Consider the following 19,780-nt stretch of genomic DNA (forward strand, 5'->3'; position numbering starts at 1 on the left):
TTTCTTTTAGAAAATTCCCAAACCCTTAATTTTTTCGATACCTAGTTTCTATTCTTCAGGATTTCTACCAACCAATCTACCAGCAATGTCATGGAGTTCGGTCAACTTGCGATCGATTGTATCTAGACGAACTTTTTCTTGTTCTACTGAGAAGCTCTGCTGGCGTTTTTGGTTGAGGATATCTTCTTGCTCTGTTCGCTTGTCATTAATCTGAGCCTGTAGGTGTTCAGTTAATTTTGTGGATTGTTGCTTAAATTGCTCTTGGACTTTTCCACAAATTTTGTCATGCTGCTTAGCCATTTCCCTCGGAAGATTTTCATGGAGTTTCTCTCCTAATGATTTAAGTAGACGTTGCTTAAATCCAGCTTCCACTAAGCCCAGATGAAAAAATTCAGCAATAGCATAAGCTACAATCCCCCAAATTGGTCCTAATACTGCGCTAAAAACACCGAAGAGCAACAAATCAATTACAACTCTACTAATAAATCCAATCCAATTGCCCCTTCCCATCAAAGTTCCCGTAAGCCCGCTAAAGTCCATCATTGCTATATTTAACAAACCTTGAACAGTTTTGCTAACTTTACCTTTTTCTGTATCCAGTTTATGTTCGCCAATAAGTTCCCCAGTTGAAAATAGGTTATCAACTTGAATCAGTTTAAATTGAAAATCTGTGACTTGCCTTTCAACTGTAATCATCATTTTCTCAACATCTTCCTCAATAATAATAGGAATTATATTCTTAGACCATTGTGTTAACTTTTCCTTAAAATATTGTTCAATTTCTTCTTGAATTATGGTGTTTATCTTTTCCTTGGCTTTCTTGCTTACTGTAGTTTTAAGAATACTTCCAAAATTCAGACCTTTTAGTTCAAATTCTTGGGAATCGATTTCCCAAGTCTTTTCTAAATCGTTCAGATAAAGTAATAAACTTGAAAATATTTTTTCGCTAATTTGTCCACCATAGCGAATAATTGTTTGCTCAATCTTTTCTTTTTTATTTTCTAAATTTTCGAGTAGTTTCTCTGCTTCACTTCTATTAGCTTCTAATTCTTGCAGGGGTTTAGCTAAAGCCTCTTTTTGCTTATGAATGCTGTCACGAGCATTACTAACAGCTTCTGATAAACGCTGAAAGGTAATTTCAAAAGCTGCTGTATTTTTGCGATCGCTTGTCAAGAAATACTCTAACTCACTCTCTAATTCTAGGAGGCCCGATTCGTTTAAAGAAAAGCTGTTATTGTTGCTAGTTCTGGCTTCTAAAGCTCCTTGAGCATTCATAAAAAATACTCGACGCTGATAAGAATCGGCATCAAAATCGCCATGAGAATCTAAAAAGTGATGTTGAATTTGTTGGCGTAGGTATTCTTCGACTTCTTCTACTTCATTTTCATCGACTAAATTTATTTTATTAACAACAAAGAAAATATTATTAAAATTGCTATTTGCCAATTCTTCTTCTATAAATTCTCGCTCCGATTGTGTAAGAAGTTGTTGTGCGTTTAAAACTAAAATTACTGCCTGACACTCATTTAGATGACTTAGAACTAAGTCAGTTCGACTTTTTTCATCCTCTAATCCTGGAGAATCAATTAGCCTGACTCCATTTGCCAATAATCGATAGTCACGCTCTATTTGGGCATATTTAATATTTTTAAATCTATCAAAATACCCACAATTTTCAATATTTTTTCTATCCTCTATAGACAGAGTAAATTCTTTAAAAAAAGAATCAAAATCCATATTTAAGGGAGTTTTGTCATCTTTGTATTTAATGACAACATCTGGACTGTTACCGTGAACTAACATAGTCACAATAGAGGTAGTAGGAAGAGCTTTAGCTTTTAAGACTTTTTTTCCTAAAAGCGCATTAATTAGCGTACTTTTACCATTACTAAATGCACCCAAAACAATTAGTTTAAAAATACCTTGGCGAATATCTTGGGCGAGATCGGCTAATTCTTTTGCCTTTTCCACAAGATTGATTCCTGGTTGCTCTAAAGTTCCACCCACCTTTAACTGAATAGATTCATCTTTCCGCTTTCCAATAAGAACCGAAACATCTTCTAAAATAGACGCAATAGTATTCGATTTTTCTTCGATTAGCTTATAGCTATTGTCCTTGATTTCTTTGATTTCTACCATTTGTGTTTTCTCATTTGAAATAACAGATTTAACTTTCATCTCTGGAGTTTCTTTTTCTTGTTTTTCTTTCCAACAACTTATTAGTTCTGCAATAAAGTTTTCAAACTTCGGTTCTTTTCCAGGCGACCGCTTGTCTTTTTGACAATCCTTAAATGCTTCTTCTAACTTTAGAAATAAGACTCTTTTCTGATATTTATGAAAATTAAAAAACCCTTTTTCATTAAAAACAAAATTAATTTCAGCGCGCACGTAGTCAGCAGACTGAGATAAATATTCTTCCTTCTTCAATTGACTATCTACAAGACAAAAAAAGCTATTTGAAATATTTTCATTAAATAAAGTGTAAATTTTTTTGAGAGATTTTTTATCTTGCTGCTGTAAAATATAGTCAGCCTTAAAAACACAAACAAAGATATTGCTTTCTTGACTATTTTTATATTTTTCTAAAATCTTATGTTTTATTTCAGGTGTTTGATCGGTTAGATCTATCAAGTTTAATGAATCTGATTCTTCATTTTCTGATGTATAGATGACAAGATCTTCTTCTGGAACGTTCGTTTCCTTTTCATCTACCAAAATCTTTATATCTTTTGGCGAAAAATATATGTCTTCTTGTTGTCCGAAACAATTGCAAATTGTTTCGATTGACTTATGTGATAACTGGCGATCGTATCCGAAGAAAATAATATTTGTAATACTCATTGTAGAATGCTCCATTTTTTTTATTCAACCTCAAAAAATTTATTGTTTTGTTAATGTGTTTACTTCTATTTATTAGGCGTGAATTTACAAAACTGATTTCCTTGTGATTTCAATATTCCTCGATCGTTTTTTGCTATAAGCTGATATGTTTTAGGTGTTACTGAAAAATCTTTGCAGCTACCATCATGAAATTGAAATGTTACACAATAAATTTTGTAGCTAGAACCGCCGTATGAAGTAGTAACAACATATTCTTGTTGACGTTTATCTATGGCACGTGCTTTTGCAGATACTTTAGGAGACAACATATTTTTCAAATAGTTCAACATAACTGTCCTATTGAGATAATGTTATGAATTAGATATATTAACGTTGATAGTTTATGCCACAAGAAATTAATTACATTCTCTTGCTTTTATTTATTTCCATTAAGTTGCGTTTTTAAACTTGATTTATACTTCCGTCTGTCCATCTGCGTTTGATATTAGTCCGATTCTCAATCTCTAAAACCTATAAAACCCATACCAAACCACATAAAAAATCTCATTGGAAAACCAATGAAACAATAATTAATCTCAAGTTAAAGGGTTATCAAGTATTATTGTTTTGAAAAAAATTGCATAATTTCAATGCCCAGTCGTAATAGACAATAATCCGAAACGCTTCCTCGTAGCTTATATAAAAAGACTGTTATGAATCTGGATTATCTTTTTGAAACTATCGATCGCCAGTTAATTGAGAGTCAAAATCGCCCGCTCAATTCTACTGAAACAATTATTTTGCAAGGTATTTGGCAGTATCGAACCTATAATCAGATGGCTATAGAAGCAGGTTACAGTCCTGGCTATTTTACCAATATTGTTGCTCCAGAGTTATATCAGCGGCTTTCGGCAGTTGTCGGTCAGCGTCTGACGAAAAAAAACTGTCGTCAGCTGCTAGAGTCTCATATTGACAAGAAAGCAATTCCAGAAACAAAAGCTATAGAGCAGAATCAACGAAAAACTTCATTTAGTATTACAGATAGAAAACCAGATACTTTACCTCGCTACCCTAGTGGTTCAGTGCCTTTAAACTCCTATTTTTACCTCAAACCAACTTTGTTAGAAATAGTTGATCGCGAGCTTGAGAAACCAGGAGCATTGATTAGGATTAAGGCTCCCAGAGAAATGGGCAAAACTTCGTTGCTGTTGAGAAGTCTAGACTATGCTAGCCGCTTGGGCTACCAAACCGTTAGCTTAAACTTAGAACAGGTTGAAAGCAAAATTTTGAGCGATCTAAACCTATTTCTGCGCTGGCTGTGTACTGATATATCTTATCAACTTAAGCTCGAACCAAAATTAGAGGAATATTGGAATGAAGATTTGGGCAGCACAATTAGTTGTACTTTTTATTTTGAAAACTATCTACTAAAGTCAATAGACACTCCTTTAGTTTTGGCTTCAGACGAAGTAAACCAAATTTTCGAGCATCCTCAAGTAGCCAAAGATTTTTTACCTTTGTTGCGTTCTTGGTATGAAGAAGCAAAAAGAAACGTTGTCTGGGAAAAACTCCGTTTGCTGGTAGTTCACTCAACAGAAGTCTATGTCCCTCTTAAGCTAAATCAATCTCCGTTCAATGTAGGTATACCAATTCAGTTAGATAGTTTTAGCCTGGAAGAAGTACAGCAGTTGGCACGACGCTACGGACTAAAATGGCAGGATGGGCGAGAAGCCAGTCAGCTAATGGCAATGGTTGGCGGACATCCAGCATTGATACACTTGGCAATTTATCATCTTAGTCAGAGTGAGATAACTTTGTTGCAACTGCTAGAAACTGCTTCTACTGCTACAGGAATTTATGCTCATCACTTGCAGCGTCATTGGGCAGCATTAGAACAACAGCCCGAACTAGCACAAACTTTAGATAAAGTTTTAAGTGCGGATGAACCCCTTTTATTAGATCCAATTCAAGCTCATAAGTTAAGCAGTATGGGATTGATTAAGCTTTTAAATGATAGAGCGATCGCCAGTTGCGAACTCTATCGACAGTATTTCAGCAAAAATGTACAGCAATATTTTACTTACACATAATTTTTATATGAGTTTTTATATGAGCTTTATGAGATTACGGAACCCAAAATAGAAATAAGATAAAACACATACCGAAGTTGTAACGGCAATTGCCAATATTTCAACATTGACAAAGATTGTATTTCAGTTTTATCGGCTGTATATACATCAAGTAGTTGTTAAGTCAACTAAAAAGTGTAGGTTATGACACAAACTCAAAACATTAGCAATCGCAATCCAGACGACCTTGTTAATAATCAAGAGCCTATTGCTGGGGACGATCCAGCCTACGAGCAAATTTTTAAAGATTTACAAGGGGGAATTATCAAAAATTATGGACGAAAATACTTTCTCTACATCTTTGTTCGGTTTGCTAAAAATAGAGTAAGCGAAGTAAAGGAATGGATTCGAGAGGAAATCTCTAGTAGTATCACATCTACCTGGAAGCAATTGGAAGATACGAAAAAATATAGGGAAAAGAAACAAGACAATCCCAGTTACGCAGGAGAACTATGTAGAAATTTTTTCCTATCTTATCAAGGTTATTACGCTCTTGAATTCAATCCTGCCAAACCAAATAATGAAGAAGCAAAAATTAACGATACCTTGTTTAACAGTGGAATGAACCAGGACTGGGAAAACAAGTATCGTCTCAAAATGCCTCCAGAGCCTCCAAATGATTATTGGTACAATCCTCCAGAAAAGTGGGATTTTGGCGGGAAGAAAGGTAAGGATGATAATTGGGTTGATGCCCTAATTTTACTAGCTCACGATGATTTGTCAGAGCTAAAACAAGAGGCTGAGACTATTATCGCGCGATGGGAAAAACTGGAGTTGGGCAAAGTTGTAGCCTGTGAAGCGGGATATGTGCTAAGAAATGAAAATCGCCAAGCAATTGGTCCTTTTGGCTTTGCAGACGGCATTAGTCAGCCTTTGTTTCTCAAAGGCGATTACGAAAGGTATCAAAAAAGCCACTCTATAAGTCAGTGGAATCCTTTTGCCAGTCTTAATTTAGTTTTGGTAAAAGATCCTTTTAGTGAGTCATATAGCTATGGTAGCTACTGTGTTTTTCAAAAGCTGGAAACCAACTACGAACTTTTTGAAAAGAAAGTAGGCGAACTAGCAGAAACACTGGGAAGCGATCGCAAAAGAGCAAGTGCTTTAGTTGTGGGGCGGTTTAAAAATGGCACACCTATTGCCCTTTCGGATCGACCGAATAAAGAAGGCGATCGACATAGCTTCAATTATGCTGATGACCCCAACGGAAGCAAATGCCCCTTACACGCTCATATTCGGCAAGTTAATCCTCGCAAACATGAAGATAATGCAGATCTTGCAAAATCTCGAAAAAAGAAGCGAATTTTTCGTGCAGGAATTACCTATTTTGATGACCCAACGACACAGCAAGCTTCCGACTTGAGCAGTATACAGCAATGTTTGAATAAGCTGGACTATTTAAACAATAAAGTGAGTAAACAGTCATTGACAGATAATGTAAAAAGCATCAGTGGATTGCTGTTTGTTTGTTTTCAAAGTAATATCTTATTTCAATTTTCAGAGCTACAAAGAACTTGGGCAGATACAAATTTTCCAAAAGAAGACGCTCCTAAACATGAGTATCTCGATCCCATTATCGGTCATCCTGCTATTAAAAATGGCAAGATACCTAGTTCACAAAAATGGGCAAAAAATTGGGGTAAAAAAGAAAAATTTGTTCCTTACTCCTTTTGTGGTTGCGTCAAAAATAGAGGTGGTGAATTTCTTTTTGCCCCAAGTATTAGTTTTCTTAAAAACTTAACTTAAAACTGATTACAAAATTAAGAGATAGATTATGCCTTCATTACCAATTCAATTACAACAAACAAGACAAGATTGGAGCCGAGTCTTAGCCTTCGCTTGGAAAAACTTAAATGTATTAAAAAATTTGAGGGAAGATCCAAAAACGATTATAACAGAGCTGGCAAAAGGAAAAGAAGGAATGTATCCAGATGTTGATGATTATACGGCAGATGCTGCTAATAAGATCAAAAGCAGAACAGAAGAAGATCCAGGAGAATCTTATAGAGGCTATCTGCCGATTCCCGACAATCCATTTGAAGAAATGTTAGACAAATTAAACCAATCGGATTTAAAGACATTATTGAGCAAAGGAATAGATGGAATACTTAAATTTGACCAGGAAGTAGATTTATGGGCAGAGGAATTGCTTGCAGCCTGGAAAGATCGAGACAAATTGATCGCTATTCGCCAAGACCCGTTGAAAAATCTAATTCATGCAGACCAGCTACAAAAAAGCGAATACGGCATCTTGCCAATACCAGATCCACCAGCCGTTATTACCTCTAAATTAGACACAGAAGAATTAGACATAGAAGATTTGCAAAACCTCTTAGGTGATGAAGATAATATGTCTCATTTAGGGGGAATATTTTTATTTGGATCTTGATGAATTTAGTTACACTCGCTCCATTTTTATTAAGGTAGTTAGATGAAGTTTAAAGATTGTTTTCGGGTCGAAAATGTAGAGGCGGAAGCTACGTTTTTGCTAACAGAAAGAAATTCTGCTTTACTATGCAACAATTCATTTCAACTCCTAGTTCCTTTACTTGACGGACATCACACGGTTGAAGAAATTATTGAAAAAATTCGACCTCATCTATTAAGCAAATCGCCATCTGAATCAGAGGAAATTACTGCTCTTGCACAAGTTCACTATGCTCTGATGCAGTTAGAACAGAAAGGCTATCTTATTAAAGAAGAGGATACTCTACCAAGAGACTTGGCAATCTTTTGCGAACATTTAGGCATCGACCCCAAAGAAGCTCACTCTCGATTGCAAACCAAAAAAGTAGCAGTGAGTTCTTTTGTTTTAAATTTGCCGATCGCTCAATTCAAAACTGCTCTGGAATCTTTGCACATCCAAGTGTCTGATAGGACAGAAGCAGATTTAGAAATTGTCTTGACCGATGATTATCTACAAGATGGTCTATCTACTCAAAATCGACAGGCTCTAGATTCGTCCCGCTCTTGGATGTTGGTAAAACCAGTAGGAACAATTATTTGGCTCGGACCAATATTTGTACCAGGCATAAGTTGTTGGCAGTGTCTGGCACAACGTTTGCAAGGCAATAGACCAGTTGAAAAGTTTCTTCAAAAACACCAGAATATTTCTACTCCTCTGACACCTCCTCTTGCTTCTCTTTCTGCCACATTACAAACCGCTTTGGGAATGGCAGCAACAGAAGTTTTTAAGTGGATTGTTCGGGGAGAAAATAAACAATTAGAAGGGGTATTAGTAACCTACGATACTCTTTCTCTTAAAACACAAAATCACGTTTTGGTGAAGCGACCTCAATGTTTAAAATGTGGTCTAGGAGGAAGGCTAAATAGTAAACCTTTGCCTATTCTTTTAGGACACCGAAAAAAATCTTCTTGTAGAGAATACCGCCTGTCTTCTCCAGAACAAACGCTGAACCAATATCAACATCATATTAGTCCGATTACAGGTGTGGTTCGAGAACTCTCAAAGGTAGAGCGAGGAACAGAGCTAATTCATACATATTTAGCCAGACATCATTTTGCCACCGTATTTGACGATCTAGATGCCTTGCGTCAGTATACTATCGGTAGAAGTGGCGGTACGGCACGGACAGATCTGCAAGCTAAATGCAGTAGTTTCTGCGAAGCGATTGAAAGATATTCTGGAGTTTTTCAGGGGGACGAAATTAGGCAAAAGGGCAGTTATCGGCAAATGGGAGATCGAGCCATTCACCCTAATACCTGTATGAACTTTAGTCCCGCGCAATATCAAAATCGTCAGGAATGGAATGCTAGGTGTTCTGGTTTTTTGGGTAATTGGCAAAAAATTCCCGAACCTTTTGATGAGTCAAGAGAAATTGAATGGATTCCTGTTTGGTCTTTTAGAGATCGAGAATTTAAGTATCTACCTACGGCATATTGCTATTATGGTTATCCCAATTCTTCTAAGCCTGATTGTTGGGCTGACTCTAATGGTTGCGCTGCTGGCAACACTCTTGAATCAGCGATCTTACATGGTTTTATGGAACTGGTAGAGCGGGATGCCATCGCTTTGTGGTGGTACAATCGGATTCAAAAACCCCAGGTTGATTTAGATAGTTTCAACGAGCCTTATTTTAAAGCTCTAAAGGAATACTATCAAACTCTTCATCGAGACTTATGGATTCTCGATCTGACTAGCGATTTAAACATTCCTGCTTTCGCTGCTATATCTAGAAGGACAAATCGCGAGGTAGAAGATATTATCTTTGACTTTGGCGTTCATTTCGACCCTAAGACTGCTATTTATAAAGCATTGAACGGCATGAACAAAATACTTCATGCTGTCTCTGCTGCTAATCTTGATGGAAGTACTCGTTACGGTTCATCTATGTCTGAGGTGGCGATCTCCTGGTGGAAAACAGCAACTATAGCCAATCAGCCTTATCTAGTTCCCAGTAACAGCATTCTTGCAAAAAGCTATGCCGATTATCCCCAGGTTGAGCGCGACGATTTATTTCAAGATGTGATGACCTGTCAGCAGATCGTCGAGCAAAAAGGGATGGAACTGCTGGTTCTAGACCAGACCCGCCCCGATATTGGCTTAAAAGTAGTCAAGGTAATCGTTCCTGGTTTGCGTCACTTCTGGAAGCGTTTGGGAGAAGGACGACTATATGATATTCCAGTGCAATCTGGCTGGTTAAAAGAGCCAATGCAAGAGAAGGAACTCAATCCAATTCCCATGTGGATGTAATTTTTTTGTTTTATTAAACTTTAATCGCCTATGCTAGATCGATATCAAATAATTGATGCAGATTCCCATGTAATCGAACCTCCCGATCTATGGGGTAAATATCTCGAACCAGCATTTAAACGTTTTGCTCCTACTCCAGATTTGGCGATCGCCGAGGAATCACTTCTTCATAAATATTCTCCTCGTCTTCGTCTTGAAGGTAACAAACAAGTTAGTCAAACCTATCCTTTATCTTTGGTCAATGGTTTCGATCCAGAGTCTCACGTACGGGCGATGCAGCAGATGGGAGTCGATATTTCTTTTATCTATCCCACCTATTTTTCTTGGATTAGTGCGGTAGATACCATGTCTGGGCAACTTGTAGGTGCTTTTGTTAGAGCGTACAATCGTTGGCTGCATGACTTTTGCAGTTATAATCCCGAAATTTTACGAGGTGTGGGAGTAATAAACCTGCACGTTCCTAAAGAAATGGTTACCGAACTACAGCGAATTGCCGATTATGGCTGGAAAGCGGTCTATTTACGTCCCAATCCCGTTAAAGGGCGAATACTCAGCGACTCTGCCTATGAGCCATTTTGGACGAAGTGTGAGGAATTAGGTATTGCCGTGAGCCTTCATGAAGGAACTCATTCGCGCCTACCTACAACGGGAGCCGATCGCTTTAATACCCGCTTTGCTTTACACGCCTGTTCGCACCCGATGGAGCAAATGATGGCGCTGCTGGCATTAATTGAAGGAGGAGTGCTAGAACGCCATCCCAATCTAAAAATTGGACTTTTGGAAGCTGGTTGTGGTTGGTTGCCATACTGGCTATGGCGACTCGATCGCGAGTACGAAGATCTCTATTGGGAAGTGTCAGACAGGGTAAAAATGAAGCCCTCGGAATATTTCCGCCGTCAGTGTTTTGTAGCGATCGAACCATCGGAGTCTTATTTACCTCAACTTATTAATTTCATTGGCTCGGATAATTTAATTTTTGGCACAGACTACCCCCATATAGATCACGATCCAGATATAGTTGCAGCAGTTGTAGCTCTGGAAGAGCAACTTTGCCCAGATATTATACAAAAGATCCTGTGGGATAATTCCGCTCGATTCTACTGCCTGGAGCAAAAGTGTATAAGTAAAGATTAAATACAAAGTTCTGCTGCGGAGGAAATTTAGCATGAATGCTATTGCCGACTACCAGATTATCGCTAAAATTTACGAAAGTGTTAATTCACTGGTTTATCGAGCTGTCTCTAACTCCAACGCACAACCTGTTATTCTGAAAGTTCTCAAAGAAGATTTCCCTACCCCTTCAGAGTTGACGCGATACAAGCAGGAATATCAAATTACCCACTCTTTAGAAATTGAAGGAGCGATCGCTGCTTACGATTTGTTGCCCTATGAAAGTACTTTGGCAATGGTTTTGGAAGATTTTGGCGGTGTATCCTTAGACATCTTGTTGCGATCGCAAAAGTTTACACTTTCTGAATTTCTCAACCTGGCGATCGAGATTGCCGATATCCTCAGCAAAATTCATGCTGTAAATGTCATCCATAAAGATATTAGTCCTGCTAATATCGTTTTTAACTCCCACACCAAGCAACTCAAGATTATTGACTTTGGGATTTCAACAGTCTTTACGCGGGAAAATCCAACCCCCAAAAATCCCGATGTTTTAGAAGGCACATTAGCCTATATGTCTCCCGAACAAACGGGCAGAATGAATCGAGAACTCGATTATAGTACTGACTTTTATTCTCTCGGTGCGACTTTTTATCAACTACTCACCCAAAGACTGCCTTTTGAAACCAATGATGCGCTGGAGTTAGTTCACTGTCATATTGCCAAACAGCCCCTTCCACCCCATGAACTGAATAGAGAAATTTCCTCGATGGTGTCTCAAATCGTGATGAAGTTGCTAGCAAAAACTTCTGAGGAACGTTATCAGAGTGCCTTGGGGCTAAAAGCAGATCTAGAAGAATGTTTGAGGCAGTTACAACAAAGACAAATCAACCAGTTTCCATTAGGGCGATACGATCTTTCTGACCGATTCAAAATTAGCCAAAAACTCTATGGTCGAGAAAGTGAAATCGCAACTTTGCTAAATGCCTTTGAGCGCATAACACGAAAGGTAGAAAATTCTCCTATTCAATCTCCAATAGAGTTAATGTTGGTCGCTGGTTTTTCTGGCATTGGCAAATCGGTATTAGTACGGGAACTTTATAAACCGATTACCCAGCAGCGAGGCTACTTTATTTCTGGCAAATTCGAGCAGTTTCAGCGTAACATTCCTTATTCAGCGGTCATTGCTGCCTTTAAATCCCTAGTCCAACAACTGCTAACCGAAAGCGAAGCTCGTCTGGCACAGTGGCGAGAAAAACTACTGGCTGCTTTTGGCGTTAACGGACAAATAATTATCGACGTAATTCCTGAAGTAGAAAAAATTGTTGGCTCTCAACCTCCCGTACAGTTATTAGAACCCACCGAAAACCAGAATCGCTTTAATACAGTTTTCAGAAATTTTATTTGGGTTTTTTGTCAGCGATTGCATCCGCTAGTTATCTTTCTCGACGATTTACAATGGGGTGACTCTGCCAGTCTAAACCTCATTGAGCGGGTTATGAACGATACTCGGATAGAGTATCTACTTTTATTGGGTGCTTATCGCGATAATGAAGTCAACCCCAATCACCCCACCATACTGACCATCGAACGTTTGAAAGAGCAGGGAGCAGCCATCAACACGATTTTTCTCGACCCTTTGCAGCCCGAACAAATCGTCCAATTAATTGCCGATACACTCCATAGCGAACCAGAAACAGTCACACCTTTAGCAGAATTGGTGGCACAAAAAACCCTAGGAAATCCCTTTTTTATCAATGAATTTCTCAAAACGATAGATCGGGAAAATTTGCTAACTTTCAACCTACAGCAAAGATGCTGGCAGTGGGATATAAAGGAAATTGAAGCTTTAGGCATCACAGACAACGTAGTCGATCTGATGCTTGGCAAGTTAAGAAAACTACCTCAACCAACCCAAAAAGCGATTCGTTTGGCTGCCTGTATTGGCAACAGCTTCGATCTTGCTACCCTTTCAATTATTTACGAAAAATTGGCTTTTGAAACCTTTCAAGATCTCTTGCCAGCGATTCAGTTAAATTTAATTCAGCCTGTCTCAGAATTGTCAATAACTTCAGAAGCACCGATTGAATCAGAATTAGTTATCCAGAATTACAAGTTTCGGCACGACAGAATACAACAAGCAGCTTATGCGCTGATTGATGAATCTCAAAAAAAAGCCGTTCACCTTCAGATTGGTAAGTTGTTACTCCAAAGATTTAGCGCAGAAGAGTTATCAGCCAAAATCTTTACCTTAGTCGATCACCTCAATCAAGGACGAGAACTAATTCAAGATTCGACAGAGGCGATCGAGTTAGCCCAATTAAATTTGCAGGCTGGCAAAAAAGCTAAGAAAGCCACTGCCTATGCAGCATCCAGAGACTACTTAATTCAGGCAGAGAGAGGATTTTTAGGAGATATTTGGCAAGAACGTTACGAAATGGCACTCGATCTCTATAAAGAACTGGCAGAGGCTGAGTATCTCAATGGCAATTTCGAGCGGTCTTTGTTCTTAATCGAGATGGCACTAGGCAAGGCAAAGTCAACTCTCGACCGTGTAGAATTTTACTACTTAAAGATTATTCAATACACTTTGTCAGGAAGAATAAACGAGGCAATTGAATCTGGTAAAACAGCACTAAAAAACTTGAAAATCGACCTACCTACTGAAAACTTACAAAAAGCTTTTGAAGCAGAACTTACCGAATACCAAAAAAATATAGACGGGCAAAAGATAAGCTTATTGTATGACCACCACGACACAGTAATACCAGAAAAAAAAGCTGCTTTGAAAATATTAATTCGCATTTTGCCAGCAGCGTGGATTGTTAATCCAATCTTGATGTATGTCGTCGGGACTAAAATGGTCAATCTCAATCTCAAATACGGTCACACGGAAAAATCTTCGATAGGTTATGCTAGCTTCGGTGTAATTAATGTTCAGGCACTGCACGACTATAATACAGCTTATAAATATGGCTGCCTTAGCGTTAAACTAGCTGATAAATATAACGATTTAAGTTCAAAGCTAGGGGCAAGTCAGTTTCATGCGGGTATGATTTTGCCTTGGCTAAAGCATATCAAGCTTTCCGAGAGAATCAATATTGAAGGCATTGATGCAGGACTACAAGCTGGCGAACTGCAACCTGTCGGGTATAGCTCAGCTTATAACTTTTATAATTTTATCTATCAGGGTAAAAATTTAGACCTTCTTTTGAAAGAAGCCTCGCGTTGTTTATTGTTTAGTCGAGAAACCCAAAATCAGTGGGCAATTGATTGCATATTAGCAGGTAAAATTTTGATTCAAAACCTGCTAGAAAGCACCTCAGACAAATTCTCTTTTGATATTGATGAGATAAATGAGTCCGATTTTGTGTCAACCTGCCAAGAAAACAAAACTTTGGCAGCCATTTGCTTATACTACATTTTTAAAGCTCAAGTTCTCTATCTTCACGGTCGTCCCATTGAATTAAGCTATTTTCAGCAAGCAGCAGAGTTATTTGACTTTATCCCCGCCACGATCTCAATTGCCAAGCATAATTTTTATTACTCTTTAACATTAGCTGCTATCTATCCTTCAGCTTCAATGGAAGAACAGAAAAAATATTGGCAACAGCTAAAAGTAAATCAACAGCAAATGAAAGAGTGGGCAGATAACTGTCCCGAAAACTTTCTACATAAATATCTTTTAGTAGCTGCGGAGATGGAGCGAATTGCTGGCAATCACTTTCAAGCAATGGATTTATACGATCGCGCTATTGAATCTGCTAAAGAAAATGAATTTATTCAAAACGAAGCTATAGCCAACGAACTGGCAGCTAAATTCTGGTTAAGTAAAGGTAAAGAAGAATTTGCTCGACTTTATCTCAAAAAAGCACATCAACACTATCAAATTTGGGGAGCTAAAAGGAAAGTAGAGGATTTAGAACAGGAATATCCACAATGGTTGACATCAGCAGCAACAGAAATTAAAGATACTTCCGCAAATACTACGAATAGTGGTAGCAGATCGAACGAAGCATTAGATTTAGCCTCCGTAATCAAGGCATCACAGACTATTTCGGGCGAAATAGTTCCAGGGAATCTGCTGGCTAAGTTAATGAAAACTGTAATTGAAAATGCAGGGGCGCAGCAAGGCTTTCTAATTTTAGAACAAAATAGTAAATGGGTCATTCAAGCAGAAGGTACAGTAAATTCTGACGCTACTAATATATTGCGATCGCTTCCCATCGATTCTACCAATGGTGATAACCAAATACCATTTTTACCAATAGCGATCGTTAATTATGTGATTCGTACTCAAGAAGATGTCGTACTAAATAATGCTACTGAAGCAGAACAGTTTATCCGCGATCCTTACATTTTTGCCACTCAACCAAAGTCAATTCTCTGTACTCCTTTATTAGATCGAGGCAAACTAAGAGGCATTCTATATTTAGAAAATAACCTAACCACAGATGCCTTTACCAGCGATCGCCTTGAAGTTCTAAAAATTCTCTCTGCCCAAGCAGCTATCTCGATTGAAAATGCTCGTCTTTACGGACAGTTAGAAACCTATAATCGCAATTTAGAGCTTAGGATAAATGAACGCACCCAAGAACTATCGCACACTTTAGAAGTTTTGCAAGCCACCCAAGCAGAACTAATTTTTGAAAACGAGTTACTAAAAAGTGCCGAACAACCCTCTAACTTTGAATATCAAGTGGGGGGAAGTTTGTCTATAGATGCACCTACTTATATCGTGCGTTCGGCAGATCGCTATCTCTATCAGGCATTAAAACGGGGAGAGTTTTGTTACATCCTCAATCCTCGTCAGATGGGTAAATCTAGCCTAATGGTAAGGATGATAAACCATTTGCAACATGAAGGATATAGTTGTGGTGCGATCGATCTTACCCGTATTGGAATTGAAAACGTTACTCCCAAACAGTGGTATAGTGGTATAGCCTTCGAGCTATGGCGTAGCTTTGGTTTATACGGCAAAGTTAATTTTAAAACTTGGTGGCAGGAGCAACAAGAGCTTTCTCCCCTGCAAAAACTGAGCCAATTTATCGAAGAAGTTTTACTGGTTGAAGTAGTCAATCGAGAGGATAATACCCCTCAGAACATAGTAATTTTTATCGATGAAATTGATAGCCTCTTGGGTTTAGATTTTCCCGTTAATGATTTTTTTGCCCTGATTCGTTCCTGCTACAATCAGCGTAGTATCAATTCAGAATATCGACGTTTGACTTTTGCCTTTTTTGGAGTCGCTACCCCTAACGATTTAATTACCGACTACCAAAGAACTCCCTTTAATATCGGTCAGGCAATTCAACTGGAGGGTTTTAAGGAACACGAAGCACAAGCTTTGTTGCAAGGATTGACTGAAAAAGTTGATAATCCCCAAACGATTCTCAAAGAAGTATTCGCCTGGACAAATGGTCAACCTTTTTTAACTCAAAAACTGTGTCAACTAATCCGCACTGCTTCATCTCCTATCCCTACAAATAAAGAAGACGAATGGGTTGCCGAGTTGGTGCAAACTAAAATTATCGACAATTGGGAATCTCAGGATGAACCAGAACATTTGAGAACCATCCGCGATCGCCTGCTTCAAAGTCCACAATCGGAGCGACTGTTAAAACTTTACCGAAAAGTATTCCATCAAGGAGAAGTTGCTGCTATTAACAGCCCAGAAGAAAAAGAATTAATATTATCTGGTTTAGTGGTCGAGAAAAAAGGAATTTTGAGTGTACAGAACTGTATTTATAGAGCGATCTTTGTTTAATGCGATTGTAGAAAAAAGTATTTGTCAGCATTAACATACATAAAAAGTCTTATTTTGTAGTAAGCATCTTCAAAATTGCGATCGCCCTATTCCAAACAACGAGCGACTATGGTTGTGTATTAAACTTAGAGCGTCGTTTTCTAGGTTTAGAAGAAGATACAGAGGAGTCGATCGCATCAGACTCAGTTCTTGGTAAAAGCCGAACGGAAAAGAGGAGAGGATATCGGCAATTTGTACCAAGATGCGGAACCATGCCTAAAACTGCATCTTTAAGTTTTTCAAGATCTAAAGTTAGAAAATAGTTGTTTTGAGAGTCATGATAAATAGTAATCGTCGGAAGTGCTTCGAGGTCAACATCAGGATTGGCAAGAGTTTTAACCTCAATAGAAAGAAACTGTAGTTGAGACATATCAATAGTTGAAGGTATGTGTGTAGCGAAAAGAATATAAAGAGTAGAGTTTGGCTATTAGCCAGCAAAGAGAAGCCAATAGCCAACAACTTAGTGTCAGAACAGTTGTTCAGTTACAACAGTATGGGATAAATCGGCATGACAAAGCTCTCTTTCTGCTACCCACATATCCTCATAGGCAGGAGAAAGCAGGTAATACCACTCCGACTGAGTTAGGTAATTATCAACAGAGGAATAACACTGAGGATTATGCTTTTTCTCAATAACCTCAAATACTGCCCATTCGCTGTGGTCTTTGTCGGAGTCAACGATTTTAACCCTATCTCCATAATCGTATTCAGAATATGGAAGGGCAAGGATTGACTTAGATTCAGAGTTAAGATCGCAGTCATTAGTGCGTTGATGATGTTTTCTGGTAGCATTGTCCAGTAGGTGACACCATCCGCGACCTCTTTCGTCGTTGTAATCTTCAAAATAAGTGCATTTAGCACAGGTGTTTGATTGGCGGATTAAAACTGATTCTTCATACCAACTTCCGTTATCGACCTTATACTTCCAGTAAGGTTGTTCGAGTAGTAAGCCTGATGGGGTTTTATGTTCGATAAGTTCTAGAGCGCAGATATTGAGAACCGTAGAAGGATTAAATTTGTTGATTACCTCATCGCCAAAAACGAATTTTGGATGAGGGTAGTTGTATTCTGTTTCTGAAGGATGAATATCTGGGATAAATTCAATAGTGACAAGCGGGCGATCGGCTTTGCCGCTTCGCTGTGCGAAATCGCTGTTATCATTATGCTTCGTAAAGTTGCTAGAACGAAGTTGTTGTTGAGAGTTGAGAGTGTTTGCTGTTTGTACAGACTGAAAATCTTGGCAATATGTCATGATGTAGTTAACCTCAAAAAAGTGGTTGAACAGGAGAGCAGGGCTTTGGACGGCAGTTGCTCTCCTTTTAAGTTGAAAATGAGGAAATTTGTAGCAAATACTTACTTCGCCAGCTTCTAAAAGAGTTGTATTAGGTTGGCTCGATGGAGTTTAGTTATCAATAAACAACACTTATTGAGATTCACTAGCTCGGTATTGCTGTCTAAAGGTATTATTCACTAATAGTGTACAAATGTCAACTATTAATTTATAGTGTATAATGCACTATCAGTTAACGGTTTATTCTAGATAAGGAGAAAAACGTTGATGTTAGCGACAAAGATGCGAATTAGGTGGATTAAAGAGATTGAAGTAGATGGCTTGGGAGAAGCAATCAAAAAGGCTCGAATGAATTCGGGTAAGACAGTAGATCAAATATGTGAAGAAGTCGGTGTATCTCGTACTTATTGGTACGACATCGAGAAAGAAACCTTAAAAGGTACTTTGTCCCGTGAGAATCTAGAAAATATCGAGCAAGTTCTAAAAATAAATCTAGGAGTAAATTTCGATGATTAATTTTTCTGAGCTATGGATATCTGATTCAAATTAAACGCAGCTTTGAAGAATCAAAAAATTCGCTAAATACCTGAAAAGCGATCGCTACTCCGACCAAAGAAAAGCGATCGCTTCATATAAACAAGTCCTATTGGAGTAGGAGCATGGTTATTTACATTTTAGGCGAACAGCCGCAGCTTGACATCATAGCTTGGTGGCAACAGCTAATAAATATCAATAATGGGGAGGGAAGAAGATGAGCATTCTAAACACTTCCCCAAGTAATAACCGTTTTTTCGATGCGGAGATAGCAGAAGTATTGGGAGATATTAATGCCGCCGTAATCGTCCAGCAGCTTCATTATTGGATGGAAAAGCAAGGGGTAGGAGTAATCGTAGATGGGGTCAAGTGGATTTACAACACCTTTTATAATTGGGTAAACGAACAGTTTAGTTGGCTGAGTATCTGGCAGTTTAGAAAGTCGATGGCTTTATTAAGATCGCTTTCGATTGTCAAAGTCATCAGATACAGAGCAAGAGAGTGGAATCAGACAAATTATTACAGTTTAGATTACGATCGCCTGTTCGAGTATTTGCGGTGGAAAAACCCCGAAAGTGTTGAAATTGCCGAGATGTGGACTAACACAGAACGAGATGAGGACAGCCCTCAACTTGAGATGAGGGATAATGAATTTTCATTAATAGATCCAAAGATTACGTCAGAAGATAAAGCAGCAGAACAGAAAGAAAATGCTACTGTTTCTGAAATTAAAGCTGTAGAAGAAAGTGGTCTAAAACGGGTAGAAGTCTGTCAGAGCGAATTTATTTCTAGTCTTGCTCAAAATAAGTCCAATAAGAACCAAGAACGGGAAACTACTAGAGAAGAAAACAAAGCCTTCAAATGTAGTATGAAAGAAGCCAAAAAGACTAAAGCGGTTAATTCAGAATGGAAGTCGCAAGTSAARMAACTRGATGAATTGGGRRTACARACWAACTCAACAGTAGYAARGWTRRTWAAGCAGTATGARGCTGAGAAGGTRTCTGAAGCGATCGCGCTGTTTCAAGCTAGAAAACGCAGCAGCTATATTCCTAATCCTGCTGGCTATTTTGTCCAAGCGTTAAAAGAAAGTTGGGGTGGTACAAATTGCGCTCTCAGCGAGGGAATAGACCAAAGAGCCGTGTTTGATTATTGGTACGATTTAGCCAGAGAACTAGGCTATTGTTCAGGTCGCGAAATGCGAGAAGACGAACAGTGGGTCTGTTTATCTGGTGCTTGGGAAAGATGGCAGGATGCGATCGAGCGAGGTTATTCTTTAGACTATTTGAAAAAGGTACTCAAAAGACAAAAAGGACAATAGCAAGATTTTAACTGTCAAACAATATTGAATTGAGTTGGTCGGGAGCGATTACGGGAATTTC

General features: G+C 38.4%; 11 protein-coding genes and 1 pseudogene. 8 read left to right on the forward strand and 4 right to left on the reverse strand.

The window, feature by feature from the left end; genetic code table 11:
* Nucleotides 1–48 precede the first annotated feature (48 nt).
* Together KV40_RS26010 and KV40_RS33770 are read right to left on the reverse strand one after the other, a co-directional pair.
* On the reverse strand, nt 49–2,856 hold the full coding sequence (locus KV40_RS26010) for a dynamin family protein (protein ID WP_081942940.1): 2,808 nt from the start codon (nt 2,854–2,856) through the stop codon (nt 49–51).
* A 50-nt stretch (nt 2,857–2,906) separates the two neighbouring features.
* A complete protein-coding gene (locus tag KV40_RS33770) occupies nt 2,907–3,170 on the reverse strand; it encodes a DUF2500 family protein (RefSeq protein WP_072013913.1) in 264 nt (87 codons plus the stop codon).
* Between the two features lie 363 nt (nt 3,171–3,533).
* Between KV40_RS33770 and KV40_RS26015 the strand changes: the two genes are divergently transcribed.
* From KV40_RS26015 to KV40_RS26040, 6 genes are all read left to right on the forward strand, one after another.
* Complete coding sequence (locus KV40_RS26015; RefSeq protein WP_036487457.1) at nt 3,534–4,910, forward strand: AAA-like domain-containing protein; 1,377 nt, start codon at nt 3,534–3,536, stop codon at nt 4,908–4,910.
* 183 nt (nt 4,911–5,093) lie between these two features.
* Complete coding sequence (locus tag KV40_RS26020; protein WP_052055973.1) at nt 5,094–6,692, forward strand: hypothetical protein; 1,599 nt, start codon at nt 5,094–5,096, stop codon at nt 6,690–6,692.
* A gap of 28 nt (nt 6,693–6,720) precedes the next feature.
* Complete coding sequence (locus tag KV40_RS26025; protein ID WP_036487458.1) at nt 6,721–7,335, forward strand: hypothetical protein; 615 nt, start codon at nt 6,721–6,723, stop codon at nt 7,333–7,335.
* A gap of 42 nt (nt 7,336–7,377) precedes the next feature.
* Nucleotides 7,378–9,660, forward strand: a complete 2,283-nt coding sequence (locus KV40_RS26030; RefSeq protein ID WP_036487459.1) for a TOMM precursor leader peptide-binding protein — start codon at nt 7,378–7,380, stop codon at nt 9,658–9,660.
* 30 nt (nt 9,661–9,690) lie between these two features.
* Nucleotides 9,691–10,794 carry an amidohydrolase family protein gene (locus tag KV40_RS26035; protein ID WP_036487460.1) on the forward strand — a complete coding sequence of 368 codons (1,104 nt, stop codon included), beginning with the start codon at nt 9,691–9,693 and terminating at the stop codon, nt 10,792–10,794.
* Between the two features lie 31 nt (nt 10,795–10,825).
* A complete protein-coding gene (locus tag KV40_RS26040) occupies nt 10,826–16,537 on the forward strand; it encodes an AAA family ATPase (protein ID WP_036487461.1) in 5,712 nt (1,903 codons plus the stop codon).
* Nucleotides 16,538–16,643: 106 nt separating this feature from the next.
* On the opposite strand, the gene KV40_RS26045 is transcribed toward KV40_RS26040, so the two are convergent.
* On the reverse strand, nt 16,644–16,946 hold the full coding sequence (locus KV40_RS26045) for a hypothetical protein (RefSeq protein ID WP_036487462.1): 303 nt from the start codon (nt 16,944–16,946) through the stop codon (nt 16,644–16,646).
* A 96-nt stretch (nt 16,947–17,042) separates the two neighbouring features.
* Nucleotides 17,043–17,828, reverse strand: coding sequence for a hypothetical protein (locus KV40_RS26050; protein WP_036487463.1), 786 nt, complete (start codon nt 17,826–17,828; stop codon nt 17,043–17,045).
* A 321-nt stretch (nt 17,829–18,149) separates the two neighbouring features.
* On the opposite strand from KV40_RS26050, the gene KV40_RS26055 reads away from it, so the two are divergent.
* Both KV40_RS26055 and KV40_RS26060 read left to right on the forward strand, forming a co-directional pair.
* A complete protein-coding gene (locus KV40_RS26055) occupies nt 18,150–18,383 on the forward strand; it encodes a helix-turn-helix transcriptional regulator (RefSeq protein ID WP_036487464.1) in 234 nt (77 codons plus the stop codon).
* A gap of 235 nt (nt 18,384–18,618) precedes the next feature.
* A pseudogene (locus KV40_RS26060) lies at nt 18,619–19,719 on the forward strand (hypothetical protein).
* Nucleotides 19,720–19,780: the final 61 nt, after the last annotated feature.

Origin of the sequence: Myxosarcina sp. GI1 (genome assembly GCF_000756305.1) — a bacterium.
In the GTDB taxonomy this organism is placed as follows: domain Bacteria; phylum Cyanobacteriota; class Cyanobacteriia; order Cyanobacteriales; family Xenococcaceae; genus Myxosarcina.

Bases quoted from the DNA above. Each gene is read 5' to 3' on its own strand.
- KV40_RS26035 (WP_036487460.1), top strand. From the start codon at position 9,691: ATGCTAGATCGATATCAAATAATTGATGCAGATTCCCATGTAATCGAA.
- KV40_RS26025 (WP_036487458.1), top strand. From the start codon at position 6,721: ATGCCTTCATTACCAATTCAATTACAACAAACAAGACAAGATTGGAGC.
- KV40_RS26015 (WP_036487457.1), top strand. From the start codon at position 3,534: ATGAATCTGGATTATCTTTTTGAAACTATCGATCGCCAGTTAATTGAG.
- KV40_RS26030 (WP_036487459.1), top strand. From the start codon at position 7,378: ATGAAGTTTAAAGATTGTTTTCGGGTCGAAAATGTAGAGGCGGAAGCT.
- KV40_RS33770 (WP_072013913.1), bottom strand. From the start codon at position 3,170: ATGTTGAACTATTTGAAAAATATGTTGTCTCCTAAAGTATCTGCAAAA.
- KV40_RS26045 (WP_036487462.1), bottom strand. From the start codon at position 16,946: ATGTCTCAACTACAGTTTCTTTCTATTGAGGTTAAAACTCTTGCCAAT.
- KV40_RS26050 (WP_036487463.1), bottom strand. From the start codon at position 17,828: ATGACATATTGCCAAGATTTTCAGTCTGTACAAACAGCAAACACTCTC.
- KV40_RS26020 (WP_052055973.1), top strand. From the start codon at position 5,094: ATGACACAAACTCAAAACATTAGCAATCGCAATCCAGACGACCTTGTT.
- KV40_RS26040 (WP_036487461.1), top strand. From the start codon at position 10,826: ATGAATGCTATTGCCGACTACCAGATTATCGCTAAAATTTACGAAAGT.
- KV40_RS26010 (WP_081942940.1), bottom strand. From the start codon at position 2,856: ATGGAGCATTCTACAATGAGTATTACAAATATTATTTTCTTCGGATAC.
- KV40_RS26055 (WP_036487464.1), top strand. From the start codon at position 18,150: ATGCGAATTAGGTGGATTAAAGAGATTGAAGTAGATGGCTTGGGAGAA.